The organism is Tistrella mobilis (genome assembly GCF_039634785.1).
GTDB classification, from domain to species: Bacteria; Pseudomonadota; Alphaproteobacteria; order Tistrellales; family Tistrellaceae; genus Tistrella; species Tistrella mobilis.
Genome location: NZ_JBBIAB010000032.1, coordinates 1 through 25,591, shown reverse-complemented (window position 1 = coordinate 25,591; position 25,591 = coordinate 1). Strand labels below are relative to the sequence as shown.

26 protein-coding genes and 1 tRNA gene are annotated in these 25,591 nt (G+C 69.6%); 8 read left to right on the top strand and 19 right to left on the bottom strand.

Translation table 11 applies throughout. The features are described from left to right. Position 1: 1 nt before the first annotated feature. On the top strand, positions 2-1,060 hold the full coding sequence (locus WI697_RS25455) for a cupin domain-containing protein (protein WP_345960420.1): 1,059 nt from the start codon (positions 2-4) through the stop codon (positions 1,058-1,060). Positions 1,061-1,082: 22 nt separating this feature from the next. Here WI697_RS25455 and WI697_RS25450 read toward each other — a convergent pair whose 3' ends face one another. The 3 genes from WI697_RS25450 to WI697_RS25440 all read right to left on the bottom strand — a co-directional run bounded on the left by WI697_RS25450 (position 1,083) and on the right by WI697_RS25440 (position 3,688). Then, positions 1,083-1,832, bottom strand: coding sequence for an SDR family oxidoreductase (locus tag WI697_RS25450; protein WP_345960419.1), 750 nt, complete (start codon positions 1,830-1,832; stop codon positions 1,083-1,085). A 123-nt stretch (positions 1,833-1,955) separates the two neighbouring features. Next, positions 1,956-3,122 (bottom strand): MFS transporter, encoded by a 1,167-nt coding sequence (locus WI697_RS25445; RefSeq protein ID WP_345960418.1) that lies wholly within the window; start codon positions 3,120-3,122, stop codon positions 1,956-1,958. Next, on the bottom strand, positions 3,119-3,688 hold the full coding sequence (locus WI697_RS25440; protein ID WP_345960417.1) for a GNAT family N-acetyltransferase: 570 nt from the start codon (positions 3,686-3,688) through the stop codon (positions 3,119-3,121). The genes WI697_RS25445 and WI697_RS25440 overlap by 4 nt, the downstream gene beginning before the upstream one ends. Before the next feature lie 145 nt (positions 3,689-3,833). Between WI697_RS25440 and WI697_RS25435 the strand changes: the two genes are divergently transcribed. Next, positions 3,834-4,766: a LysR family transcriptional regulator gene (locus WI697_RS25435; protein WP_345960416.1), complete on the top strand. Its 933-nt coding sequence runs from the start codon at positions 3,834-3,836 to the stop codon at positions 4,764-4,766. Here WI697_RS25435 and WI697_RS25430 read toward each other — a convergent pair. Together WI697_RS25430 and WI697_RS25425 are read right to left on the bottom strand one after the other, a co-directional pair. Then, positions 4,715-5,374 (bottom strand): DsbA family protein, encoded by a 660-nt coding sequence (locus WI697_RS25430; RefSeq protein ID WP_345960415.1) that lies wholly within the window; start codon positions 5,372-5,374, stop codon positions 4,715-4,717. The genes WI697_RS25435 and WI697_RS25430 overlap by 52 nt on opposite strands. Position 5,375: 1 nt before the next feature. Continuing rightward, positions 5,376-5,987 (bottom strand): NAD(P)-dependent oxidoreductase, encoded by a 612-nt coding sequence (locus tag WI697_RS25425; protein WP_345960414.1) that lies wholly within the window; start codon positions 5,985-5,987, stop codon positions 5,376-5,378. 176 nt (positions 5,988-6,163) lie between these two features. Here WI697_RS25425 and WI697_RS25420 point away from each other — a divergent pair, with 176 nt between their 5' ends. After that, positions 6,164-6,556, top strand: a complete 393-nt coding sequence (locus WI697_RS25420) for a winged helix-turn-helix transcriptional regulator (protein WP_345960435.1) — start codon at positions 6,164-6,166, stop codon at positions 6,554-6,556. On the opposite strand, the gene WI697_RS25415 is transcribed toward WI697_RS25420, so the two are convergent. Then, positions 6,557-7,192, bottom strand: a complete 636-nt coding sequence (locus WI697_RS25415; protein WP_062763502.1) for a TetR/AcrR family transcriptional regulator — start codon at positions 7,190-7,192, stop codon at positions 6,557-6,559. 136 nt (positions 7,193-7,328) lie between these two features. On the opposite strand from WI697_RS25415, the gene WI697_RS25410 reads away from it, so the two are divergent. Next, a complete protein-coding gene (locus WI697_RS25410) occupies positions 7,329-7,937 on the top strand; it encodes an NAD(P)H-dependent oxidoreductase (RefSeq protein ID WP_345960413.1) in 609 nt (202 codons plus the stop codon). Positions 7,938-8,020: 83 nt separating this feature from the next. Beyond that, positions 8,021-8,959, top strand: a complete 939-nt coding sequence (locus tag WI697_RS25405; protein WP_156503118.1) for a cyclase family protein — start codon at positions 8,021-8,023, stop codon at positions 8,957-8,959. 24 nt (positions 8,960-8,983) lie between these two features. Here the strand turns inward: WI697_RS25405 and tmpT are convergent, their stop codons facing one another. After that, on the bottom strand, positions 8,984-9,628 hold the full coding sequence (gene tmpT / locus WI697_RS25400; RefSeq protein WP_345960412.1) for a thiopurine S-methyltransferase: 645 nt from the start codon (positions 9,626-9,628) through the stop codon (positions 8,984-8,986). Between the two features lie 77 nt (positions 9,629-9,705). Here tmpT and WI697_RS25395 point away from each other — a divergent pair, with 77 nt between their 5' ends. Next, entirely contained in the window at positions 9,706-10,482 is a 777-nt protein-coding gene (locus tag WI697_RS25395) for a helix-turn-helix transcriptional regulator (protein ID WP_345960411.1), read from the top strand. On the opposite strand, the gene WI697_RS25390 is transcribed toward WI697_RS25395, so the two are convergent. Together WI697_RS25390 and WI697_RS25385 are read right to left on the bottom strand one after the other, a co-directional pair. Further along, on the bottom strand, positions 10,466-11,803 hold the full coding sequence (locus WI697_RS25390) for an FAD-dependent oxidoreductase (RefSeq protein WP_345960410.1): 1,338 nt from the start codon (positions 11,801-11,803) through the stop codon (positions 10,466-10,468). The genes WI697_RS25395 and WI697_RS25390 overlap by 17 nt on opposite strands. A 101-nt stretch (positions 11,804-11,904) precedes the next feature. Next, positions 11,905-12,645, bottom strand: a complete 741-nt coding sequence (locus tag WI697_RS25385; protein WP_345960409.1) for an SDR family oxidoreductase — start codon at positions 12,643-12,645, stop codon at positions 11,905-11,907. A 96-nt stretch (positions 12,646-12,741) separates the two neighbouring features. Between WI697_RS25385 and WI697_RS25380 the strand changes: the two genes are divergently transcribed. Further along, positions 12,742-13,662, top strand: coding sequence for an AraC family transcriptional regulator (locus WI697_RS25380; RefSeq protein ID WP_345960408.1), 921 nt, complete (start codon positions 12,742-12,744; stop codon positions 13,660-13,662). A gap of 86 nt (positions 13,663-13,748) precedes the next feature. Then, complete coding sequence (locus WI697_RS25375; RefSeq protein ID WP_345960407.1) at positions 13,749-15,002, top strand: MFS transporter; 1,254 nt, start codon at positions 13,749-13,751, stop codon at positions 15,000-15,002. Here the strand turns inward: WI697_RS25375 and WI697_RS25370 are convergent. The 10 genes from WI697_RS25370 to WI697_RS25325 all read right to left on the bottom strand — a co-directional run bounded on the left by WI697_RS25370 (position 14,990) and on the right by WI697_RS25325 (position 25,559). Continuing rightward, positions 14,990-17,458, bottom strand: a complete 2,469-nt coding sequence (locus WI697_RS25370; RefSeq protein ID WP_345960406.1) for a TonB-dependent receptor — start codon at positions 17,456-17,458, stop codon at positions 14,990-14,992. The two genes, WI697_RS25375 and WI697_RS25370, sit on opposite strands and share 13 nt — an antisense overlap. A 151-nt stretch (positions 17,459-17,609) precedes the next feature. After that, positions 17,610-18,548 carry a FecR family protein gene (locus WI697_RS25365; RefSeq protein ID WP_345960405.1) on the bottom strand — a complete coding sequence of 313 codons (939 nt, stop codon included), beginning with the start codon at positions 18,546-18,548 and terminating at the stop codon, positions 17,610-17,612. Next, entirely contained in the window at positions 18,545-19,045 is a 501-nt protein-coding gene (locus WI697_RS25360; RefSeq protein WP_082828436.1) for an RNA polymerase sigma factor, read from the bottom strand. The genes WI697_RS25365 and WI697_RS25360 overlap by 4 nt, the downstream gene beginning before the upstream one ends. 288 nt (positions 19,046-19,333) lie before the next feature. Further along, positions 19,334-20,158 (bottom strand): iron uptake system protein EfeO, encoded by an 825-nt coding sequence (gene efeO / locus WI697_RS25355; RefSeq protein ID WP_345960404.1) that lies wholly within the window; start codon positions 20,156-20,158, stop codon positions 19,334-19,336. Positions 20,159-20,203: 45 nt separating this feature from the next. Next, the gene (gene efeB / locus WI697_RS25350) at positions 20,204-21,526 is read right to left on the bottom strand and encodes an iron uptake transporter deferrochelatase/peroxidase subunit (protein WP_345960403.1); all 1,323 of its coding nucleotides are present in this window, start codon (positions 21,524-21,526) and stop codon (positions 20,204-20,206) included. Between the two features lies 1 nt (position 21,527). Next, positions 21,528-22,706 carry an iron uptake system protein EfeO gene (gene efeO, locus WI697_RS25345; RefSeq protein WP_345960402.1) on the bottom strand — a complete coding sequence of 393 codons (1,179 nt, stop codon included), beginning with the start codon at positions 22,704-22,706 and terminating at the stop codon, positions 21,528-21,530. Position 22,707: 1 nt separating this feature from the next. Beyond that, the gene (efeU, locus tag WI697_RS25340) at positions 22,708-23,553 is read right to left on the bottom strand and encodes an iron uptake transporter permease EfeU (RefSeq protein ID WP_014748158.1); all 846 of its coding nucleotides are present in this window, start codon (positions 23,551-23,553) and stop codon (positions 22,708-22,710) included. A gap of 196 nt (positions 23,554-23,749) precedes the next feature. Further along, the gene (locus tag WI697_RS25335) at positions 23,750-23,872 is read right to left on the bottom strand and encodes a hypothetical protein (protein WP_267021083.1); all 123 of its coding nucleotides are present in this window, start codon (positions 23,870-23,872) and stop codon (positions 23,750-23,752) included. A gap of 211 nt (positions 23,873-24,083) precedes the next feature. Next, positions 24,084-25,316 carry an SEL1-like repeat protein gene (locus WI697_RS25330; protein ID WP_345960401.1) on the bottom strand — a complete coding sequence of 411 codons (1,233 nt, stop codon included), beginning with the start codon at positions 25,314-25,316 and terminating at the stop codon, positions 24,084-24,086. Between the two features lie 166 nt (positions 25,317-25,482). Beyond that, a tRNA-Met gene (locus WI697_RS25325) sits at positions 25,483-25,559 on the bottom strand. Between the last annotated feature and the right edge of the window lie 32 nt (positions 25,560-25,591).

The following is a 25,591-nucleotide window of genomic DNA, read 5'->3' as shown; positions in this document are numbered from 1 at the left end:
CATGTCCGACCGCCTGATCTTCATGGCAACCCGCAACGATGCCACCGTTGCCGGGGCCGACGCCCTGGTCGACGCCGCAGCCGCGCTCGGCATCCGCCGCATCGGCTTCAAGGATGTCGGGCTTGACCGCAACGGTCTGGCGGCACTTCATGCCCGCATCAAGGCCGCGGGCGCCGAAAGCGTGCTGGAGATGGTCTCTCTCGATCCCGCCGCCGAAGCGGCGGCGGCACGGCTGGCGGTCGATCTGGGCGTCGACCTGCTGCTCGGCGGCCGGCATCCGGACGCGGTGCTGCCGGTGATCGCCGGCCACGGCCTGCGCTATATGCCCTTTGCCGGCGCGGTGTCCGGCCATCCCAGCATGCTGTCGGGCAGCGATGACGAGATCGTGGCCGATGCCGCCCGGCTGGCCGCCATGGATGGCGTCTCGGGCGTGGATCTGCTGGCCTGGCGCCGGCCGGGCGATGCCGCGGGGCTGATCGCGAAAGTGGTGGCGGCCATCGGCCCGAAGCCGGTGATCGTGGCCGGATCGATCGACAGCCCGGCAGCGGTGGCAGCCGTGGTCGCGGCCGGTGCCGCCGGCTTCACCATCGGCACCGCCGCGATCGAGGGTAGTTTCGCCGGGGCGGCCCCCGAGCTTTCAGCCCAGCTCGGCGCCGCGCTGAAGGCGCTGGCCGAAGCCGAGGGGCGGATCTCCGCCGCCGGCACCGTCGACCTCGCCCGCGCCTTCGCCGGGTTCGACGATTGCTGGAGCCCGCGCATCGGCGGGCGGATCAACGACATGCATCTGAAGCTGGTCAAGCTGTCCGGCGCCTTCGTCTGGCACCGCCACGAGGTCGAGGACGAGCTGTTCCTGGTGACCCGCGGCCGGCTGCTGATGAAATTCCGCGACCGCGACGAAGAGGTGGCGGCCGGCCAGTTCATCATCGTGCCCCATGGTGTGGAGCACTGCCCGGTGGCGCTGGACGAGCCCTGCGAGGTGGTGCTGCTGGAACCGGCGACCACGGTCAACACCGGCACGGCCGGTGGCGGGCGCACGGTCACCCATCTCAAATCGATCTGACCCGCCCGACCGGATCAGCCCCTCAGACCACCCCGCCATTGACCCGAAGGGTCTGGCCGTCGATCCAGGCGCCGTCGGGGCCGGCCAGGAAGGCGACCGCCGCGGCGATGTCGCCGGGCGTGCCCAGCCGCTCCAGCGGCGACAGCTTCGCCAGACGGTCGACCAGCTCCGGCGACTTGCCGTCCAGGAACAGGTCGGTGGCGGTGGGTCCGGGGGCGACCGCGTTGACCGTGATGCCGCGGCCGCGCAGTTCCCGCGCCAGAACCATGGTCATCGCCTCGACGGCGGCCTTGGTGCCGGCATAAGGGCCATAGCCCGGCTGCAGCAGGCCGACCACGCTGGACGACAGGTTGACGATCCGCCCGCCCTCGCCCAGGCGCCCTGCCGCCGCGCGCATCACGTTGAAACTGCCGCGCAGATTGATCGCGATCATCCGGTCGAAGACCTCGTCGGTCATCCCGGCGATCGGCCCCAGCGTCATGACGCCGGCATTGTTGACCACCACGTCGACCCGGCCGAAAGCCGTGATCGCCGCATCGAACAGGCCGGTCACGTCCTCGCTGCGGGCGATGTCGGCACGGCAGGCCACCGCCCGCCCGCCGGCATCGGTGATGCCGGCCACCACCTCTTCGGCGGCCCCGGCATTGCCGGCATAATTCACCACCACCGCCAGCCCGTCCCCGGCCAGACGCCGGGCGATCGCGGCACCGATGCCGCGCGAGGCACCGGTCACGATCGCAACCCGCGGCGCCGTCTGATCCTGTCCGCTCATCTGTCGTCTCCTGCCTGAGTGGCCCTGGGCCTGAGTGGCCCTGGGTGCCGCACAAGATGCGCCCGGATGGGCTTTGAAATAATCTCCCCTGATTCGACATCATCATTTCGGCAGCATTAACGATCAGGCCGGCCGGGGGACGACCCTGAACAGCAGCAGCGCCGCCACACCCGCGATGATGCCGAGGCAGAGCGACAGAACCAGCGCGCCCTCTGCCCCCCAGCGCGCCATGACCGCGGCATAGGCCACCGGGGCCGCGGCCGCGGCGGCGAAACCCGGTGCGATCAGCCGCCCCACCGTCAGCCCGTAGCGGCGGGGATCGAACAGCACCAGCGGCAGGGTCCCGCGGGTGATGGTCAAGAGCCCGTTGCCGGCACCATAGGCGAGCGAGAAGCCGAGCGCCGCCACGACCGAACCGCCGCCCGCGAGGCAGGCGGCGAAAGCGGGCGGCAGCAGCAGGCAGGCGATCAGGTTCAACCGCTTCGCATCGCTGCGACCGCCCGTCGCCACTTCGCACAGCCGGGCCGCCGACTGGCCGACCCCTCGGGCGGCGGCAACCCAGACCGCCGCCTGGGCCCCGAGCCCCAGCCCGGCCAGGATCGCGATCATATGGGCGGCCATGCCGGCAGCCAGAAAGGCCGCCACCGCCATGATCAGCGCATAGAGCATGGCCGGCGTGCGCGCAGCCAGGGGTGTGCGCGCGGCCGGCACCGGCCGCAGGCTGGCCGGGCGGGGCCCGTGCCCGGCCGGCAGCCCCAGATGCAGCGGCAGGGTGGCGAGCGCCAGCACGGCATAGACGACCACCGCACCCCGCCAGCCCAGCGCCTGCATCAGCCCCTGGCCCAGCGGCCAGAAAAGGCTGGACGACAGGCCACCCAGCAGGGTGACGGCCGACATGGCCGGCCCCGCCTGCCGGCCGCCGATGCGGGCGAGGGTCGCGAAAGCGGCGTCATAAAGCGTGAAGGACATGGCGAGGCCCAGGCAGATCCAGGCCGCGACATAGAGCAGCGGGCCCTGGGCCGCCGCCAGCAGCAGGCAGCCCGCGGCCATGGCGACGGCGCCTGCGATCATCACCCACCGCCCGCCATGCCGGTCGACCAGCCGGCCGGCGAAAGGCGCGGCAAGGCCGGTGACCGCCAGGCCCAGCGCGAAACCGCCATGCACCTCGGCCGCGCCCCAGCCCAGATCGGCGGCGATCGCCGTGCCGAACACGCCGATCAGATAATAGCTCACCCCCCAGGCGACGAGCTGGGCAAGGGCCAGACGCAGGACGATGCCCCGGGCGATCATCGGCCGGCATCGCCGGGCAGGGTCGCATCCCCTTCGCCCAGCGGGCGCTGCATCAGCACCGAATTCAGCCAGCCGCCGAATTTGAACCCGACCGATTCGAAGGTGCCGACCAGGCGGAAGCCCATGCGGCGGTGAAGCGCGATCGAACCGGCATTGGCCGAATCGCCGATCACCGCCAGCATCTGCCGCCAGGGCCCGGCCTCGCAACGGCCGATCAGCGCCCCCAGCATGGCGGTGCCGATGCCCCGCCCGCCCAGATCGGGCGCCACATAAACCGAATCCTCGACCGTGAACCGATAGGCCGATCGCGGCCGATAGGCTGTGGCATAGGCATAGCCCGCCACCCGGTCGCCCAGCAGCGCGACCAGATAGGGCAGATCGCGTGCGACAACGCCCTGCCAGCGATCGGTGATCTCTGCCACCGAGGGCGGCTCTTCCTCGAAACTCGCCCGGCCGGTCCGGACGTGATGGGCGTAGATGGCCGCAATCGCGGCCATGTCGGCGGGGGTCGCATCGCGCACGACCACCCTTGCGGGGGCCGCGGCTGCAGCACCCCCGGTCGTCATTCTGCCGATATCCATGACCTGGGTCTTTCTGGTTCCGGGCCGGGCGCCATCCGCGTGCCCCGCTCCGTGCCCCGCCATCATGGCCTGGAGCCCGCCATCAAAGAAGCTTCTGGAAATCATGCAGAGCATGAGGAATTCTTATCGAATGAACCGGCTGGATCTCGACTATCTGGGCACCTTCCTGACCGTGATCGACTGCGGCAGCTTCACCGCCGCCGCCGAACGGCTGGGCCTGAGCCAGCCGGCGGTCAGCCTGCAGATCCGGCAGCTGGAGCGCCGTCTGGGCACCACGCTGATCGAGCGGGTGGGCCGCAAGGCCCGGCCGACGGCGGCGGGGGCCGAATTGCTGGCCCATGCGCCGAAGATCGATGCCGCGGTCGGCGCCGCGATCGAGGCCGTGTCGCATCACGCCGTCGGCGATGCGGGGCGCGTGCGGCTCGGCACCGGCGCCACCGCCTGCATCTTCCTGCTGCCGCCGCTGCTGGGAGAACTGCGCCGCCGCTTTCCCGGCACCGAGATCACGGTCACCACCGGCAACACCGCCGATATCGTCAAGGCGATCGAAGACAATCTGATCGATCTGGGCCTGGTCACCCTGCCGGCCGCGGGGCGGATGCTCGAAATCACGCCGGTGCTGGAGGATGATTTCGTCGCCATCGCCCCGGCCGAGATGGCCCTGCCGGCACGGGTCGCCGCGTCCAGCCTGACGGGGCTGCCGCTGCTATTGTTCGAGCCCGGCGGCAACACCCGGCGGATCGTCGACGACTGGTTCGCGGGGGCGGCGGTGCCGCCCCGGCCGGTGATGTCGCTCGGCAGTGTCGAGGCGATCAAGGCCATGGTCGGCGCCGGGCTCGGCTGTTCGGTGCTGCCGGGCATGGCGGTGCCCGGCGGCACCCTGCCCGGCGTCACCGTCAGGCCGCTCTTCCCCCGCCTGCACCGCCGGCTGGCGGTGGTGATCCGCCGCGACAAGCGCCTGACCCAGGGCCTGCGCGCGGCGGTGGAGGCATTGCGCGGGCTGGCGACGGGTCAGCCAGCGGCGACCGCCGCCACGAGCGCATCCACCGGGCCGAAGAGTTGACCGGCATCCAACAGACGCGCGCCGACCCCCTTGCCCAGGATCAGCGCCGGCACGCCGCGCACATCCATCCGGCGCATCGCCTCCCGGCCAGCCGCGACCCGCGCACGATCTGCCGCCGCCAGAGACGGGTCCGGCGACCGGAAGCGCGCGGCCGCAGCCGCCATGCCCAGCCGCTCCAGAACGCCGGCAATCACGGCAGGGTCGGCATTGTCTTCACCATCGACATAGCGGGCGCGCTGGATCGCCTCCAGCGCCGCCAGCTCCTGCGTCACCACCTCGTCCGCCGGTGCAGCAAGACGCACGGCCGTCAGAGCCAGGGTCGCCGGGCCGGAATCGACGCGCCCTGCCGCAGCCCCCAGCACCTTCAGGCGATAGGCCTCGGTAAAGGGCTGCCCGGACAGCCGGGCGATGCGCTGATCGGCCGACCAGGCGTGGCGGGCAAAGCCATCATTCATGGGAAAGGCGCCGCTGCCCGCAAACAGCCCCACGGGCAGCGGATCGAGCACGACCCCCGCCTGACCGGCAAGATGATGGATGGCAGGCGCGGCGCCGTAGCACCAGCCGCAGAGCGGATCGAACAGCCAGGTGACGGACACCGCGCCGGTCATATCAATAGCCCACGGTGAAGCGCCGGCGGATATGCTTCGGCGTCTCGATCTCGTCGACCAGCGCCACGGCGTAATCCTCGAACGAGATGCTGCTGCCGCCCTCGCCCACCAGCAGCTGGTCGGTGCCGAGGCGGAAGGTGCCGGTGCGCTCGCCGGGCACGAACATCGCGGCCGGCGACAGGAAGGTCCAGTCCAGATCGTCGATGCCGCGCAGCAGATCCAGGAAGGCCGACCCCTTGCTCGCCTCGGCATGATAGGCGGCGGGGAAATCCGGCTGATCGACCAGGCGCTTGCCCGGCGCCACCTCCAGGCTGCCGGCACCGCCGACGACCAGATAGCGCGTGACCCCCGAGGCGCGGACCGCCGCGATCAGCTTGTCCGGGTCGCTCGCCAGGAAATGGACCGAACTGACGACGGCATCGTGCCCCTTCAGAATGGCCGCCAGGCCCTCGACGTCGAACACATCGCCCGCAACCGCGGTCACGCCCGGCAGGGCGGCGATCTTTTCAGGGTGCCGCGCGATGCCGGTCACGCTATGGCCGCGATCCGACAGCTCTTTCAGGATGCGCGCGCCGGCATTGCCCGAGGCGCCGATGAGGGCGATCTTCGCCATGATTGAGGGATCCTTCCGCTCGGATGTGGAGGGTGGTCTTCATTCAAGACCCGGTCCGGAAAGTGGACCGTGGATCCGAGGTATGCTAAACCCTGATCCCGCGCAAGAAGTCATCTTCGCGTCATCTGGTCACTGCGGCGTGACCTTTGCGGCCTTCCGGGAGAGGCGACATGGCAATGCAGACCGCCGGGAACACCCCGCGCAACGACCCGCCGGGCCCCTGGGACCGCCCGGCGGACGAGCCCTGCCCGATTCGCGACGTGCTGGACCGGATCGGCGACCAGTGGAGCATGCTGGTGCTCTCCAGCCTCTGGGAGGGGACGAAGCGGTTCAACGAGCTGGGCCGCCAGATCGGCGACATCTCGAAGCAGATGCTGTCGCGTACCCTGAGGCGCCTGGAACAGGACGGTTTCGTGCGCCGCACCGTCTATGCCGAGGTGCCGCCGCGGGTGGAGTACGAGCTGACCGATCTCGGCCGGTCGTTCATGGAGCCGATGCGGGCGCTGGTGGTCTGGGCCGACGAGAACCACGCCGCAATCCGCGCAGCCCGCAACCATTACCAGGACTGATCAGCCGCCCGCGCCCGCCGCACCGCGGGCGATCAGATCGAGCAGGATCCGGCGGAGTTCCGCCTGCGCCTCCGCTGTCGTCAGATCCCCCGCCACCGCGGCATCCGACAGGGCGTCCGCCGCCCCCAGCATCGCCCAGAGCCCGGCGGCCGGCAGATCGCCGCCCGGCGCGAAGGGCCCCAGCAACTGCCGGCAGGTTTCCAGAAAGGCGCGCTGATAATCCCGCTTCAGCGCCGCCAGCTCGGGTGATCCGGCAAGGGCCGCGAGCACGCCCGGGATCTCGCGTCCCTGGGCCGCCACGCAATCGACATAGCAGGCGGCGATGATCCGCGCCCGATCCGCGGCCGTGGGGGCGCCCGCTTCCAGCGCTGCGGTCATCGTGGCGGTCTGGCGGGCGTCGAAATCGCGATAGAGCGCGGTCAGCAAGCCCTCGCGGGTGCCGAAATGATCATAGACCACCGGCTTGGTGACCCCCGCCCGCTCGGCCAGCCGGCCCAGGGTCAGGGCATCCGTGCCCTCGTCGCGGATCACCGTCCACGAGATGTCGAGCAGCTGGCGCAGCCGCTCCTCGCGGCTGAGGCGCCGGCGGGGCGGTGCGGCGGGCGTGGGGGACGGCTCGTTCGACGCGCTTGACATGGCCTATATACCAAAGGTAACTTACTAAAAGTATATAACACCCGCGGCCGATGCGCAATCCATCCGCCACCATCCCCTATCTGTCCCCTCCATCTGCCCCCCCTCCCCCTCCATCTGCTACCGGAGAGCACGCCCCATGCATGCGCTCATCGTCCTGTCACATCCCGATCCCGGCTCGCTGACCCATGCCGTCGCCACCCGCCTGGCCGACGGGGTGGGTGCGGCGGGGCATACCGCGGGCCTCGCCGATCTCGCCGCCGAAGGCTTCGATCCGCGCTTTTCCGCCGCCGACATCGCCGCCCATCGCGGCCAGGCGCCGATCCCGGCCGATATCCGCGCCGAACAGCAGCGGATCGATCGGGCCGATGCCCTGGTGCTGGTCTATCCCGTCTACTGGTGGTCGATGCCCGGCCTGCTCAAGGGCTGGATCGACCGGGTGTTCAGCAATGGCTGGGCCTATAACGACCGGTCAGGCAACGGGATCCGCAAGCTGCTGGGCCGGCTGCCGGTGCATCTGGTGGCGCTGGGCGGCGCCGATCTGCGCACCTATGCCCGCCACGGCTATTTCGGCGCCATGCGCACCCAGATCGACCACGGCATCTTCGACTATTGCGGCGCGCCGGTGGCGACCACCGAGCTGATGGTCGACACCGATCCCGGAGAGACGGCCGCCGCCCATCTCGACACCGCCCATGCCCTGGGCCGGCGGCTGTTCGCGACGCACAGGGCCACCGACGCCGCCTGACCGCGCCTGCCTCTCGACACCGATGCGCAACATGCCCGAGGATAGCTGCATCCCCCGGTATCCTTTGCGCTGAGGAGAGCAGGATGACGACGCGGTTCGTGACACGGCTGGCGCTGGCCGCCGCAACCTTCCTCGCCGCGGGCGGCAGCGCGCTCGCCGGGGATGGTTCGCTGTGGAAGGTCTATGACGAGAGCCTGAAATCGGCGAAATACATCGACCTCACCCATGCCTTCGCGCCGGTGCAGCCGGTCTGGCCGGGCTTTTCCAACGCCCGGTTCAAGCCGGCGGTGGCGGGCCAGGACATTCCGGGCTATGTCGCGACGGGCGAGGAATTCACCTACGACAAGCACGGCTTCGTCGCCTCGGCCTATGACCTGACCACCGATCAGTACGGCACCCAGCTCGACCCGCCCTCGCACTGGAACCCGCTGGGTGCCACGATCAGCGATCTGCCGCCGACCTATGCCGTGCGGCCGCTGGTGGTGATCGACATCAGCGGCAAGGTGGCGGCCGATGAAGGCTATCACCTCCAGATCGCCGATATCGAGGCCTGGGAGGCGAAGCACGGCCGCATTCCCGAAGGCTCGGTCGTGTTCGTGCGCTCCGACTGGTACAAAAAATGGAGCGACACGGCGCGCTTCAACCAGAAGCCTTTCCCCGGGGTCGGGCTCGACGCGCTCAAATTCCTGCATCTGGACCGGAAGATCCTGTTCCACGGTCACGAGCCGCTCGACACCGACACCACGCCGACGCTGGAGGGCGAACACTGGCTGCTGCACAATGATTTCGTGCAGGCCGAAGGCGTCGCCAATCTCGACAAGGTGCCCGAAGCGGGCGCCCTGGTGACCATCGGTTTCGCAAAGCCCGAAGGCGGTTCCGGCGGCTTCGCCCGCTATGTCGCCATCGCCCCGGCGGACTGGCCGGAGGGGGTGACGATTGCCGAGGCGCCGGGCGCGCCGCTGCCGCGCCAGCCGGCACCGCTGGTGCGCGACGAAAACGGGGTGTTCCGCCCGAAGCCCTGACCCGACCTCCTCACTGACCCGACCTCATCCCTGGCGCGGCACCAGCTGCCAGATCCGTTCGACCACCTCGCTCAGCCCTTTGAGACCGCGCTCGACCGGCGCGGTCTCAAGCTCCTGAACGTGGTAGTCCGCGCCGTAGAGCGCGTGAACCTCGTCGGCCTGCACCGAAAAGGGGGGGCCCTTGGCGAGGGACTGGTCGTATTCATAGCTGATCAGCAGCTGCCGCGCGCCGCCGGTCAGGCCACGCAGATGGCCGGCATAGCGCCGCCGGACATCTCCCGGCAGGGCGACCAGCGCCGCACGGTCATAGATCGCATCCACCGGCCCCAGATGCGCCGGGGTGAGCGCGAAGACGTCGCCCACGAAGATGTCGATACCGGCGGCGGAAAAGCGCTCCAGCGGCCCCGCCGCCGTCACCTCGGGGGCAAGCTCCAGCTCGGCGAAAAGCTGCTCGATCGCGCCGCGGTTCAGCTCGGCACCGGCGACCCGGGCGCCCCGCCCCATCAGCCAGGCGATGTCGCGGGTCTTGCCGCAAAGCGGCAGAAAGACACGGCTGCCCGCCCCCGCCGCCAGACGGTCGGCATGCTTCACCAGGAAATGATTGGGCCGGCCTTCATGGAAGCCGATCTCGTTGCGCTGCCATTTGCCGTGCCAGAAATCCGCATTCATGCCGCCTGCCGCCTTCCGTAAGGATCGGGATCTGCGTCAATCTAGTCGCGACGGGACGCCGACGGAAGGTGCACGCGATGCAGGATGATGCTGCAGCCGGCGCCCGCCGGCCGGCCCGATGGATGGGAGAGGCCGCCATGGAGATCGATGCCGACCGGCTGGGCCGGACGCTTGCCGCGCTCGGCCGTGCCGATGATCCACGGGGGTTCGCGACCGCAGGCGCCCGGGCGATCGCCGCCCTGTTCGATGCGCCCCGCGCGGTGCTGTCGTTGCGCGGCACCGATGGTGGAGAAAGCCGTTTCATCGCCTGGCCCGGCTGGTGCGCCGAGACCTATCGCCGGCAGGTCCGCAGCCACGACCCGATCCGCGCCTGGCTGGATGACAGCCGGCCCGGCACGTCGCCGGTCGTCCGGCTGTCGGATCTGGTGCCCGGGCACGGGCTTCAGCGCGCGCCCTATTTCGAAACCCTGCTCCGGCCCACGGGCGCGCGCCATGTGCTGACCCTCGCCATCCGCCAGGGCGGCCGGATCGCGGCGGCGCTCAGCCTGGTGCGCAACCAGGATGCCCCCGACTTTTCCACCGAAGATCGCAGCCTCGCCGCCGCGCTGGTGCCGGCGCTGGAGATGAGCTATGCCCTGGCCCATCGCCGCCCTCAGGCCACCGCGCAGCCCTTCACGGCGCGGGAGGCCGAGATCGCCCGGCTGGTCGCCGATGGCGCCACCAACAAGGCGATCGCCCGCCGGCTGGGGCTCAGCCCCGAGACGGTGAAAAACCATCTGCGGGCGGTGTTCGCGAAAGCCGGGGTCGCCAACCGCACCGCCCTCTGCGCCTGGATGCTCAGCCGCGGGCCATGATCTCCGCCGCCGCCTGCAGCCCCGACCAATGGGCCTGGCCCACGGTGCTGTTGGTCAGATAGTCGCCGCAGAAGGCGACCCGCGGCAGCGGCCCCAGATCCCGGAAGGCCTTGAGCCGGGTGACGAAGCCCTTGGGCCGCTTGCAGATCGCCGCCGGCTGGCGCGACACGAAGGCATCGATCAGCCGCGTGCCGGCCAGCCCCGGCACCGCCTCGACCATGTCCCCCCAGGTGATCGCGATCAGTTCCGCATCCGTCGCATCGGCATGCTGCCGGCAGCCGGCATCCTTCCACTGGGCATGCGCCAGGGTGGTACCGTCGCCGCGATCGGTGAAGCGCATATTGCCGGTGCGATGGAAGCCGTCGGCCGCCGGCAGAACATAGGTGTCGAGCAGATCGCCCTTGGGCCGGTCCAGCAGGTAATAGACGATGTGGTGGCCGGCATAGTCGATCGCCTCGAAGAAGCCGCGCCGCCCGGCATCCAGATCCGGCATCAGCCCGGCGACCAGATGGCCGGGCACCGCCATGATCACGGCATCGGCGCGGATGACCTCCGGCGCCTCGTCCGCCCGGCTGCACGCAACCTGCACGCCGTCGGCATCATGGCGCACCTCGTGCACCGTGCAGCCGGTGCGATAGTCGGTGCCCGGATCGGCCGCAAAGGCCCGGCCCAGCGCCCAGGTCAGCCGGCCGACGCCACGCTCGCGATAGCTCCACATATGGTTGCCGGCCCATGACAGCCGCCCGGCCGAACTCCAGGCCGTCCAGGCCAGGGAGAAATCCTCGGCGCCATAGCCGCAGAACATGCCCATGCAGGGTTCGAGGAAATAGTCGACGAAGGCAGGTGACAGACGCCGGAAATGCTCGCAGGCATTCACGTCGTCGAAGGCGACCACGCTGGTCAGGTCGCGCGGATCGGCCGCCAGCATCCGCCGGGCCAGCTGCGGCAGGGCCACCAGCAGCCGCGCCTTTTCAGCAAAGGGGATCGCCGGATGCCGGGCGGCGCTCATCATGTCGAAGGCGCCGAAATCCGCCACCTCGCGGCGGCGGATCAGCACGTTCCAGCGATGGGCGGCCGTCAGGTCCAGCAGGTCGCCCGGTTCATGCAGCCCCAGCTCACGCGACAGATCGGCGAGATTGGTCTCGGCGCCCAGAAAGGCGAAGGCCCCGGTCGGAACCCAGGCGCCCTGCCAGAACACCGACCGGCAGCGCCCGCCCGGCTCGGTCGCCTTTTCAAGCAGCACCACCTGGTGCCCCTCGGCCCTCAGCCGCCAGGCGGCACCCAACCCGGCAATGCCACCGCCCACGATGATGACCCGCATGCCCCCGCCCCCCTCTTTTCACGGCAACCGGGGCCGAGTCTGAAAGCTGGTCGCGGATGGCACCATGACCCGGATGGGCCATTGTGGGTGAGGCAGGGGGCTCAGTCCTGAACGGTCGGCCGGATCACCAGATCACCGATATCGACCCCGTCGGGCTCGGCGATCGCGAAGGCGATGCTGCGGGCGACGGCATCGGCATCCAGGCCGATCTCCGCCATCCGGTCCTGCATGCCCGCCATGGCGCCGGGATCGGGCATCGATGCCGCAAGATCGGTGCGCACAAAGCCGGGCGAAATGCCGGTGACGCGGAAATCGCCGCGCGATTCCTGGCGCAGCCCCTCCATCACCGTGCGGACCGCGTTCTTGGTTGCCGCATAGACCCCCATACCCGGCACGATGCGCAGCCCGGCGGTGGAGATCACCGTCACGAAATGGCCGGATGTCTGGCGGCGGAACACCGGCAGCGCCGCCGCGATGCCATAAAGCACACCGCGCAGATTGATGTCGATCATCCGGTCCCAGTCGTCGACCGCCAGATCGTCGAAGGGGCCGATCGGCGCGACACCGGCATTGGAGACCAGCACGTCCAGCCGCCCGAAGCGTTTGAGCGCCAGATCGACCAGACCCGCCGGCCCGTCGCGTGTGGCGACGTCGGCGGCCATCCAGGCGACCGTGCCGCCATCGGCGGCAATCGACGCGGCCACCTGTTCCAGCCGTACCGCACCCCGCCCGGCCAGCACCAGCTTCGCGCCGCCTGCCGCCAGCCGGCGGGCCGTCGCCGCGCCGATGCCGCTGCCGGCACCGGTCACCACCACCACCTTGCCCTCGATCCCATCCGTCATCGCATCGCCTCCGTCATCGATAGGTTTCCAAGAGGCTAGCCGGCAGCTTTCGGTGTTGCTATGAGACGGGATCCAGAGTTTCGGCGAGATCGTCCAATGTCGACCGACCCCCTCTCCGGCATCCTCGGCCTGCTCGACGTGCGCGGGGCTGCTTTCGTGCGGCTGGAAGCCGGCGGCGACTGGTCGCTGGCCTTCCGGCCCCGCCCGCTGGTCAAGTTCAACGCCGTGCTGCGCGGCCGATGCTGGCTGACCCTCGACGGTGGCGCGCCGGTGCAGTTGCAGGCGGGGGATGCCTTCCTGCTGGCCCTTCCCCCCGGCTATACGGTCGCGAGCGATCCGGAGCTGCCGCCGGCGGACGGATCGGCGCTGTTCGCCGCCGCCGCGCGCGGCAGCGTCACCTGCGGCGGGGACGAGGTGGTGCTGATCGGCGGCAGCTTCACCATCGACCGCCCGGATGGCGAGCTGCTGCACGGGATCCTGCCGCCCTTCCTTAAGATCGACATGGCCGATCCCCGCGCGGCCGGGGTGCGGGCGACCCTGGCGCGGCTGGAAGCCGAGCTTCTGGCCGGGGATCTGGGGGTGGATCTGGTGGCCCGGCGCCTGGCCGAGGTGCTGCTGATCGACATGTTGCGCGCCCATGCCGGCCGTGCGACGCAAGAGGGAGGCTGGCTGCTTGCGGCGCTTGCCGATCCGAAGATCGGCGCGGCCCTTGCCGCCATGCATGCCGATCCCGGCCGCGACTGGACGGTGGCAGAGCTGGCGCGGCTTGCCGCCATGTCGCGATCGGGCTTTGCCCGGCGCTTCGCCGAGGCGACCGGCACCACGCCGATCGACCATCTTCTCCACTGGCGGATGCGCCTGGCCCGGGCGGCGCTGCGCCAGGGTGGCACCACGATCGGTGCCCTGGCCGAACGGCTGGGCTATGCCTCGGAAAGCGCCTTCGGCACGGCCTTCAAGCGCGTCCACGGCCGCGCGCCGCGCGGCTGGGCGCAGGAGAACCGCGCAACCGGCGGCTGACGGCTGACGGATCATCCATCGCCTTTGTCGCAGGGATGGTGCAGGCTGCGGGTTCCCGTCCCTGCCGCCGCCCCGGACCCAGCCGCGTGCCCCTTGCCCCGAACCTTACCCCGAACCTTCCGCCGATCCTGGCCCCGCTTCGCGCCGATGCCCGCTGGTATGCGACCGGCTATCTTGCGATGTTCGCCTCGTCCTTCGGACAGACCTTTTTCGTGGCGCTGTCGGGGAACGACATCCGGGCGGCGTTCAGCCTTTCGGCGGGCGATTTCGGGCTGATCTACACCGCCGTCACCCTGGGCGGGGCCCTGCTGCTGGCACTGACCGGCGGGCTGGTCGACCGGATGCCGGTCACGCGCGTGCTGGCCTTCACCCTGCCCGCCTTCGCGGCCGGTGCCGTGCTGACCGGCACGGCAACTCACCTTCTCCAGCTGATCCCGGGCCTGCTGCTGCTTCGCTTCTGTGGGCAGGGGATGATGGTGCATCTGGCCTATACCACCATCGGCCGCTGGTTCGCGGCCGGGCGCGGCCGGGCGGTCTCGATCGCGGCCCTTGGCCTCAACACCGGTCAGGCGCTGCTGCCGCTGGGTCAGGTGGTGCTGGCGGGCGCCATCGGCTGGCGCCTCGGCTGGATCGTCGCGGCCGGCCTTGTTCTGCTGCTCTGGCCGGTGCTGGCCCGTCTTGCCGCCCGCGACCGGCAGCCGGCGGCAGCGGATCCGGCCGCGGCGGCGCCACCCATCCGCCACTGGTCGCGGGCCGAGGTGCTGCGCGATCCCTGTTTCTATCTGCTGCTGGCCGGCATGCTGCCGCCCGCCTTCATCAGCAACACCATCTTCTTCCACCAGACCAGCCTTGCCGCCGCCCGCTTCTGGGCGCCCGAGGTCTTCGCCTCGGCCTTCACCCTTTATGCCGTGATCGCGATCGGCAATGTCCTGCTGTCGGGCCATCTGATCGACCGGGCAAGCGCGCGGCGCCTGCTGCCGGTCTATCTGCTGCCCTTCGGGGCCGCCTGCCTGGTTCTGGCCGGCGTCGAGGCGCCCTGGTCGGCCTTCGCCTTCATGCTGCTCTACGGCATCACCGACGGCATCTCGCTCACCCTTTTCGGCAGCCTCTGGCCCGAGGTCTACGGCACCCGCCATCTGGGCGCCGTGCGGGGGGTGGTGGTGGCGGCCATGGTGCTGGCCGCCGCCGCCGGCCCCGGCCTGGCCGGGCTGCTGGTCGATGCCGGGATTCCCCTGCCCTGGCTGATCGCCGGCATGGGGTGCTATTGCGGCCTGATCTGCCCGGTGCTGGTGCTGACCGTCCGCCGGGTCTCGGCCCGGCTGGCGGATCAGAAGGTGTAGGCCACCGCCGCCTTCACGCTGCGCCCCTTGGCCGAGAAGCCGTTGAAATAGGCCTTGTAGTCCTTGTCGAACAGGTTCTGCACCGTCAGCCGTGCGGTCGCCCCGCCGAACAGGCCATCGCGCGGCGTCCAGCTGACATAGACGTCGTGGACACCATAGCCGGCGCTGGCCGGATAGGGTGTATAGGGGATCAGCGCATCATTCGGGACGTCGTCCTGGCCGGCGACGAACAGCCCCTTCCAGCCGACCAGCAGGTCGTATTCCGGGATCTTGCGGCCGAACTGGGCGACCAGCTTGAACGGCGCGATGTCGTAGACCGGCTGATCGGCGCCATAGATGTCGCGCACCGATCCCTCATGCTCGCCTTCGGCATAGGCGAGGCTCAAGCCGGCGATGTAGAGCGGGCTGTCATAGAAAGCTTCCAGCTCCACGCCCTGGGTATAGAAGCCGCGCAGATTGTGATGGCTGGGCACCCGGTCGGGATAGCGGCCGACATTGGGCGAGCCGAAGACCCGCATGATGTTGTCCGACACGTCGTTGCGATAGATCTGGAGCCGGGTCAGCACCTTGTCCTTCGGCTCCAGGACATCGCCGAAGGTCAGCACCGCGCCGATCCGCTTTTCGAAAGCACGCTCGGCCTCCAGCTGGCGCGCAGAGGACCGGTTGGTGCCGACCTCGTAGATCTCGTCGACCAGCGGTGCACGCAGCTTGTAGGCGAGCCCGCCGAACAGCGCCAGATTGTCGTTCACCTGATAGAGCGCGTTCAGCGTCGGCGAAAAGCCCTTGTGCACCACCGCCGAATAGTCGTGCCCCTTGGCGGGGTCGCTGTAATCGGCCGCGGCATTGGGCACGCCGTCGGTGCGGATATGGTCGTAGCGCAGGCCCGGCGTGACCGTCAGCCCGTTGCCGAAATCGACCTCGTATTCCATCCAGCCGGCATAGATCGTCTGGGTGCCGGCCGGAATGTTGTAGGGCTGAAGATGGCCGTAATTGCGATCGGGATCGTTCCGGTCCGTCCAGGAATAGGCCATGCTGTCGCGGTCCTGGTGCTTCACCTGGGCGCCGATGCTGAGCGTCGTCTCCAGGCCACCGACCGCAAAACGGCTCTCGTTATAAATCTCGGCGCCGTAGTTCTCGTAAGACAGCCAGCTTTCATTGCCGCCGAGGCCCAGGTTGACATAGATGTCCTCGACCTGGCGCTTATCGTGCTGCTTCGTCTCGGACCACGACAGCTGCACGGTGGTGCGGACCAGCGGGTCGGCCGGGTCGTAGACATATTTGCCCGACAGCGAGCGGTCATCGGTCTGGCGCCGCACGGTCAGCCGGGCCAGCGCCTGTTCGAAACCGTAGCGATCGATCTGATAATCCGACGGCACGATCTGGCCGGTCTTGGCGGCGAAGGGGCCGAGCACGTCGCTGGTCGACATGGCGCCGCTCAGTTCCAGGAAATGATCCTCGCGCGCGACGCTGCCCTTGAAATGGCCGCTCAGCAATTCGCCTTCCGACAGGTTGAGCTTCTGCCCGTCGGCCGTCCGGTACTTGTCGTTGTCACGCCGGGTGGCCGAGACCAGCAGTTCGGCGCCGCTGTCGTCGTCACGGCCGAAGAGCGCGGTGGTCCGGCTCCATTCCTTGCCGTTGACGCCATAGCCGAGCTTCAGGAAGCCGCCGGTATTCTCCCCCGGCAGCAGCATGTCCGAGGCGGATTTGGTGGTCAGCGCCACCGTGCCGCCGAAAGCGCCATAGCCGCGGGGGGAGAACGAGCCCTTGTCGACGGTGATCTCTTTCACCAGCTCCGGTTCGATGAACACCGTGCCCTGGCGGTATTTCTCGAAGCTCTTGTCGGCACCGTCGAGCGTGATCGCCACATCCTCCTGATCGCCGAACCCCCAGATGTTGAGCGAATGCCCGTCGGGCCTGGCCGAGCCGACCAGATCGACACCCGGCAGATCGTTGAGCAGTTCCGGCACCGAATTGGCCTGCAGCCGCTCGATGGTCTCGCGGTCGACCGTCGAGGTCGCGATGGTGCGGACATCGGTCAGCGCGCTGATCACCACCACCGGGTCCAGCTTCTGCGCCCGGCTCTGTTGTCCCTGGCCCTGATCGGCCGCCGGCACCAGGGTGACAAGGCCACCCTCTCCCGTGCGGAAATCGACGCCGGTGCCCTCCAGCAGCGCCACCAGCGCCTGGATCGCATCCATCTCGCCCGTCACACCCGGGCTGGTACGGCCAGCGGCCAGAGAGGGGATGTACGAGATCTGCAGCCCCGATTGCTGGCCGAAAACCTGCAAGGCCTGGGCAAGCGGGCCGGCGGGCACGGCATAGCCGCGCTCCGCCGCGCGGGCAACCGCAATGCCCGGCTGGCCGGGCAGCTGGCCACCCGCCACCGCCACCACCGCAACCGACATCATCAGGGCCCGGCGCAGCCGCCGTCCCCGTCCTCCAAGACCAGCCATCATCACGTCCGTCCGATCCTCTGTGCAGCAGATCGGGTGCAGGCCTGGCTTGCATGCCATTGCACCGCACCCTCCTGTCTGCCCAGACGGAGTCCGGCGCCGGATTTGAACCCCCTGTTTGCGAATTATTTTCAATCGCAATTCGGGCGGACCCTCACGCCCGGTCGATCACCATCGCCCAGGGGCCGATCCGGCGCAGCCGCCCGCCATAGGGGCGGATCACCGCCCGGGCCGCCGCCTCCGGGTCGGTCGCGGTATAGACACCGCTGATCGGCATCGCACCCAGATCGTCATCCAGCAGCATGATCCGGCCGTCATACCAGCGGGCGATGCGGGCGAGCACCGCCGCGACCGGCTCCCCCTCCACCACCAGCCGTCCCGAGCGCCAGGCCGCGAACTGCCCCGGGGCGAGCCGGCCGCGCGTCACGGTGCCTGTGCCGCCGTCGATCGTCAGGCGGTCGCCGGCGGCGCAGGCAAGTGCGGCACCCGCGCCCCCGATCTGCACCCGCCCCGCGCCCACGCTCACCACGCTGAGCGCGCCCTCGACGGCCAGATCGAAGCGCGCGGGCCCGGCCAGGCTCTGCAGGGTCAGGCCGTCCGTGGTCACGGTGAAGGGGGCTGCCCCCGATGGCTCGAAACAGGCCAGCCCCTCGCGCAGGTCGGCCCCCGGCGCGGCCCCCGGTGCGGCCCTCAGGGTAACGGCGGTCAGCGGCCCGATCGTGGCCTGGCCGCCGCCGGGCAGGTCGATCCTTCGGATCGCGGCCACATCCGTCCGCGTCCCGGCGGTCAACCGCGGAACCAGGGCCAGCCCCGCCACCCCGGCCGCCATTGCCACACCGCCGGCCAGAACGGCGCGCCGCCCGATCCGGCGTGCGGGAGGCTGCGGGATCCGGCCGGCCGCCCCCACGGCCCGGCCGGTCAGCGCATGCAGCTCCAGCGCCTCGCGCCAGATGCCGTCATGAACCGGGCTCCGGCCCCGCCATTCGGCGATCAGCCGCAGGGTCACCGGGTTGTCGGGGGCGTTCTGGCGACGGATCAGAAGGTCGAAAGCCTCCTGCCAGAGCGTTTCGCGATCAGGCGGCGCCGTCGTCATTCTGCGTGCTCGTCCAGCCGGCGTTTCACGTGGCCATAGGCATCGCGCACCATCGCCCAGACCCGGGCGGTCGACACCTCCAGCTCGGCGGCGATTTCGGCCAGGCTGCGCTCGCCCAGCCGGTGCTGTTCAAAGGCGCGCCGGGTGCGCGGCGGCAGTTCGGCAAGGGCCGCCTCCACCACCGCCAGCCGCTGGCGGGCCGCGGCGGCGCGCTCGGCATCCGGTGCCTCGTCGGCGATCTCGTCCAGCAGATCGGGCGACAGCTCGACCAGGGCCGCCCCCGGCTCACGCCGGTGCCGGTCGACCAGAAGGTTGAGCGCGATGCGTTTCAGATAGGCGCGCGGATTGTGCAGCACCGCCGTGCCGCCGCCGCCCGCAAGCAGCTTCACGAACACGTCCTGGGTGATGTCGGCGGCGACATCCGCCGAAACGCCGCGGGCGCGCAGGGATGATCCGATATCCGTCGCATGCCGGCGGAACAGGGCCGGTAGATCCATGGGCTCCGATGCCTTCGTGTCGCGGACGTGCATCCACGCCCGGCCCGCCATCTGGCGGCCGGATCGATGCAGCGTCGGTGGAGGCGACACGCCCCCGCACACACGACAAACCGGCAGTGACAAAGGTCCGGGCCAGGATCCCCGGGCGACGGGCTGGGGGCGGAACGGATCGGTCACAGGCGCGGCGGCTGGTTCTTTATGGGGGCCCGCAGGCCCGGCGCGGAGTGTAGACCAGGACGCGCCGGGCTGCCAGAGATGCCGGGCTGCCAGAGATACCTGTCTGTCGGTTCAGGCAAGGCCCAGCTTGCCGCGCAGCGTCGACAGATCTTCGGCCAGCGTGTTCACCTTCGCGGCCAGGATCCGCCGGTCGGCATCGGTCAGCTTCTCATACGAGACGAAGCCGCCGCCGGCGCTGCGATACTTCTCCAGAACCTTGCCGGCCTCGGCGAAATTGCCGTCGACCCGGGCGATGAAGTCCCTGTCGGTGATCAGCGGCCGCAGCAGGTCGTAGATCTCTTTCGAGCCGGCGAAATTGGCGTCGAAATCCCAGAGATCGGTATGGCTGTAGCGGTCTTCCTCGCCCGAAATCTTGGTCGCGGCCACCTCTTCCATCAGCGCCGCGGCCCCGCCGACCACCGCTTCCGGCGGGAAGGTCAGCGCGTTGATCCGGCTGTTCAGGTCTTTCACATCGGCCAGCAGCCGGTCGGCATAGCCTTCCAGCCCCCGGGTGCTGCCGGTTTCCCAAAGCCCGTATTCGATCCGGTGGAAGCCGGTGAAGGTCTCGTCCTTCTCGCCCTTCTCGTAGTCGTCGGCGCGGGCATCGATCGACCCGTCGAGATCGGCGAACAGCTCGGCGATCGGCTCAATCTTCTCATAGCTGGTGCGGGTGGGCGCAAACAGCGCCTTGGCCCTGTCGAGATCGCCGGCCTTGATCGCCGCCGTCAGCGCCTCGGTATCGCTCACCAGCTGATCGGTGTTCTCGGCGACATAGATCTTATAGGCCGACAGCGGCCCGACCAGATCGAGCGACGGATCCGCCGCCAGCGCGGCCGGCGCCGTCGCCGCAACAAGACCGACGATCATGGCACCGGTGGTGAAGAGCTTTGCAGCCATGCTGCCTCCTGCATCTCTCGTAAAGGGTATGACGCGGCAACGCGATCAGGCCTGCCGGGCGGCCTGGATCAGCGATGATCCGACATAGTCGTCCGCATCGGTGGCGCCGGGCGGCACGAAGAAATACCCGCCGCCGATCGGCTTGATGTATTCCTCCAGCGGCTCGCCGTTCAGCCGCGTCTGGACGGTGATGAAGCCCTGTTCCAGATCCGCCTGATAGCAGATGAAGATCAGCCCCTGATCCAGCTGGCCGTTCTTCATCACGCCGCGCGAATAGTTGAACGGCCGCCGCAGGATCAGATTGGCGGCGCTTGCGGGCGTGCGCGGATTGGCGAGGCGGATATGCGAATCGAGCCGGGTCTTCGCCCCGTCCGGATCGGCGGCATAATCGGGCACGTCATGCTCCGTCGCCCCCGGCCCGCCATCCAGCGGCGCGCCCGTCACCTTGTTGCGGCCGAAGATCCGTTCCTGTTCGGCAAGCGGCGTGCGGTCCCAGCGCTCGACCATGTTGCGGATGATCCGCACCGCCTGATAGCTGCCGCCCCGCGCCCAGCCGGGCTCGTTCGCGGCACTGGTCCAGACCACCCGGTCCATCAGCGCGGCATCGCCCGAGGCCGGATTGGCCGAGCCGTCACGGAAGCCCAGGAAGTTGCGGGCGCTGGGCGTCGATCCGTCGGCGGCGGCGGCGACCGGCGGCACCGAGCCTTCGACCATCCAGCGCAGGACCAGAAAGGCCGACAGGTTTTTCACGATGTCGCGCAGCGCGTGGATATTGGTGTCCTGGGTATTGGCGCAGAACTGGATCGACAGATCGCCGTGGCAGAGATCCGGGTCCAGCGCGTCATTGGGGAATTCCACCATCCGCGTCAGCTTCGCGGGCGCCAGGCCCGCCAGCCAGGGCCGCGCGAACAGCGAGGCGCCAAGCCCGATGGTGATGGTCAGATCATCCGGCGTGACCACCGGCCCCAGAATGCCGGAATCCGCCGGCGGCAATTTCGGATCGCGGGCCGCCACCGGGCCGCCCGTGGCGAGGAAAGCGGCGCGCGCGCTCAACGCCTTCAGCATCCGCTCCAGATCGTCCAGCGACATGGCGACCACGTCGAAGGCGGCGATGATGCCGTTGGCCGGGCGCGGGGTGGTGATCCCCGCCTGATGGGCGCCGTAGAACGGCACCCGCCCCTGCATGCTGCCCATATGGGCGCGGGGGGCGTCATCCACCCGGGGGGCGGAGACCGCCGCGGCGGCGGGCCGTGCCTGGCGGATCAGCGCGCCCGCGGCAGCGCCCGCCCCAAGCCCCATCAACAGGCTGCGCCGGCTGGTGGTCAGCGGATTGTATCCGCCGGGACCGGTTTTCACATCTGCAGTCATCTCAACTTATCCCGATCACGGGGGGCAGCTTGCCCAGGGTCGTCTTCAGCCCGGCCAGATCGCGCGTCAGGGCGGCGCGCCCCTCCCCCGCTGCGGCGGTCGCGGCATCGGCCTTGCGCAGGCGGGCAAGATCGCCCGCCACCCGGTCGAGTGCGGCGGTCAGCTCCGCCTCCAGCGCCGGATCGGCGCCCGAGACGATCTGCCCCAGCAGGCCGGTCAGCTTGGCGATGCCGTCGAGGCTGGCCTCAAGCTCTGCCAGATGACGCTCGTCCAGATGCTGGTCGGCAAAACCCCCCTCGGCGGCGCCCGGCCGGGTCTCGACGATCCGGCCGGTCATGTCGGCCGGCAGGGCCAGCAGCAGGGCCGGCGTCACCTCGGTGGTCTTCAGCCGCTGGTTCAGGGTTTCAAGATCCGCGACCAGCCGATCGGCGACCGGCAGCAGCCCCTCGATACTGCCCCGGGTGAAGAGCCCGTATTCGATACGGTGATAGCCGATGAAGCCGGGGTCGGACTCGCGCCGGGCCAGATAGGCCGCCTGCGGATCGATCACCGCCTGCAGATCGGCAATGCGATAGGCGAGCGGCTCGATCCGGCGCCAGGGCAGCCGCGCGGCCGTCCAGGCCCGGCGCGCCGCCTCCAGGTCGCCGGCCGCGATGGCATCGCGCAGCACCGTCGCGGCCTTCACCGCCGCCCGGCCCTGCATCACCAGATAGACCCGGTATTCGGCGAGCGGCCCCAGGAACTGCCGCAGCGTCACTTCCGACGCTGCGGCCGCCGCCTCGTCCGAGGCCGTCACATGCAGCACCCCGCGCGGGCTGGACAGCAGCCCGCAGGTGATCTCGTAATCGCCGGGGGACAGCTGCACGGTCAGCATCTGGTGGAAGCCCGGCACGATGTTCTCGCGCTCCGCGACCACCATCACCCCGTCCAGGATCTCCCATTCGATCGGGCGGTCCGAGGCATTCACGATCTCGAAACTGCGCCGGCCACCGGGCAGGGTGATGGTCTGCGGATCGCAGCGCCCACCGGTGACGGTGACCACCTGATCGGCGGCCCGATCAGGGCCCGCCTGCCGGCTGTGCTCGGTCGCATACCAGAAGGCAGCACCACCGGCGATGGCAAGAACGGCGGCACCCGCCACCGCCAGCTGCATGGCACGAGAGGTCTCGGATCCGCTCATCTCACCCCTCCCGCGCGACCGGGCGTGCCGCAGCCACGGGGGCGGCCGGCCGCAGGAACAGGATCAGCGTCACCGCCAGGAAGGCCGCGTAGACCAGCACCTCCCCCAAAGTCGGTGCCTCGCGATAGCCGAGCAGCCCCGACAGCACCGTGCCCACGGCCCCCGATTCCGGCAGCACCCGGCCCAGATCGTAGACCACGCCCTGCAGCCCGTTCCACAGCCCCGCCTCGTGCAGGGCCTTCAGCGCGCCGGCCAGCAGCCCCGCCGCCACGAACAGGATGACGACCCCGGTCCAGCGGAAGAAACGCGCCAGGTTCAGCCGCAGCCCGCCGCGATAGATCGCCCAGCCGATCCCCGCCGACACCGCGATCCCGGCAAGCGCGCCCAGAGGTGCTGCGGCATCCCGGCTCTGCTGAAAGATCGCCAGCAGGAAGAACACCGATTCCAGCCCTTCCCGTGCCACCGCGAAGAACACCATGCCGATCAGCGCCCAGCCGGCCGCACGGCCGCCCTCTGCCGCCAGCGCCTGATCGATGCCGGCATGCAACTCGCGGCGGATCGATTTCGCCGCCCGGCGCATCCAGAACACCATCGCCACCAGCACGACCACGGCGGCGATGCCGACCACGGCCTCGAACAGCTCCTGTGCCTTCTGCGGAAAGCCGGCGCTGACCATCTGCAGGGCGGCGCCCGTGAACAGCGCCATGGCGGCGGCAAGGAAGATCCCCACCCAGACCGCAGGCAGCTGGTCGCGCCGGCCGGTCTGGCGCAGATAGCCGGCGATGATGCCCACGATCAGGGCCGCCTCCAGCCCCTCGCGCAGCATGATCAGAAAGGGTGCGAGCATGGACTTGCCTTCTCTGCGTCCCCTGCCCGGCCCCTTGCCCGGTCAGGCAGAGCAAGGGCACGGGACGGCCGGCCGGCCGCTCGGCAAAGGGAGCAGCCGACACCGGACCGGACAGGAAACGGATGGGATCGGATGGAAAATCGGCGCCGGCGCGCCGGCCAGGGCCGCGAGCGGCCCGGCGGAGCCGTCGGTAATCTTACGGCGCTTCGGCCATGCCGTTCGGCACCGAGCGCCCATCAAGGGTCGGCACAAGCGGTGCAGCGGTCATGACGGTAATGGCCGGGGATCCGGTCATCATGGAGCACAGCGGCTCGAACATGCGGACGGCCTTCTTCGATCATTCAGATCTGCCGGAGACCCGAACCGGGCCTTCGACGGCTGGGGCACAGTCTTCCACAGCTGAGACGCATTCGCAACCGCGGTGGTGCCCCCTTTCCCGCGTTGGCTTTCCCGTTTCGGGAGGGGGACGGGACGGGAGGGGGACGGGACGGGACAAGACGGAAGATCGCGGGGGGCCGGAGGTGCCCCCGTCACTCCACGTCGAGTTCCTCGCGGAAGACCGACACAAGCTTGCGGCGCAACGCCATCATCTCCTCGTAATCCGCCGGTGCCGCCGTCATCTGCGTGCAGGAGTCGAAGAGATTGCGGGCGCGCACGATTTCGTCGCAGCTGGTAATCCATGTCGCGCCGCGCGCGGCTGCGGTGGCGTAGAACGTCCGCGCCTCGTCGCAGACGGTTTCGGCATCGTCGGTGCAGCCTTGGGCAAGGGCGACATAGGCCAGGAAATCGCTGTCGGGCAATCCCGGCACGGGGGTCTTCTGCACGGCACGGATGGTCTCGGCCAGGAAATGGCAGCCTTCGGGGTCGATGGTGATCACGCCGTTGTGCAGGAAGCACGCTTTCGCCAGCCTGTCCCAGGCGCGATCCAGATCGCGCGCCGTGCCGGTGCCGGTCAGAGACATCCAGCCCAGATATTTGCAGGCATAGGGCCCCTGTCCCGGATCATCCCCCTCGCAGACCCGCGTCAGTCGCGCCGTGGCGCGGTCGTAATCGCGCAGCGCCCGGCTGTGAAGATAGATCTTCCCGGCCTCGTAGCAGCCGAGATCGTTGAAGCCGGCATCGCACGACATGTCGTAATGGCCGAGTGCCGCACGCAGATCCCCGCCGCGCGCGGCCGCCACCCCCCTGCTCCAGCAGCTGTCGACATTGGACTGCGCCTCGCAGGGGGGCGACTGGTCGGCAGGGGCCGGATGGTCGATCGGATAGTTCGGAAAGGGCTCGCCATCCGAGGTCTGCTCCCGCCCGATGGCCCGCATGCGGGAGAGCAACAGATCGTGCGTGCGCCTGATGCTGTCGGGGCGACATGTCAGCCGGGCAAGGCTCTTGCCGTTGCGGAGGACGGTCAGCCTGCCGAAGGGGACAAGGGCAGACGGATCCGGCGCCAGCCCGTCCCGGAAACCGGCGGCGACACGATAGGCGGTGTTGCCGTTGTTGAAGGTCACGACTTCGTCGATCGTGTCGCCGGCCCCGCTATTGCGGCGGTAGTCGAGATCGGCCAGCGGCGTGGTGAGGGTCAGCTCGGCCTGCCCGCCGGGCGGGCCGTAGCGATAGACGGCGCTGTCGCCATCAATGGCCACCGAAGCCTCGCGATCATGCCCCTCGATCCGGCATGTCAGCACAGCCCCCCCGGCCCGCGCATCCATGGCGTGCGCTGCGAAGAGACAGGTCATCGCTGTCAGGATTGCGAGAAGCTGGCGTGTCATTGTCCGACCTTTGCGTGGGGGCTGCGCGCCTGGTGCGGAGAACGACAATAGGGGGCGTTGGAGAGGGAAGACAGAAGGAAGATCGCGGGGGCCCCTGCCCGATGGCAGGGCCCGAACGCAGCAACGCCGCCCGCGGCGAGTGGCCGGGGCGGCGTTGCTGGAAACTTGGTTGCGGGGGCAGGATTTGAACCTGCGACCTTCAGGTTATGAGCCTGACGAGCTACCGGGCTGCTCCACCCCGCGTCAGGGCGTAGGCGGTTGGCAGTGTGGATCGA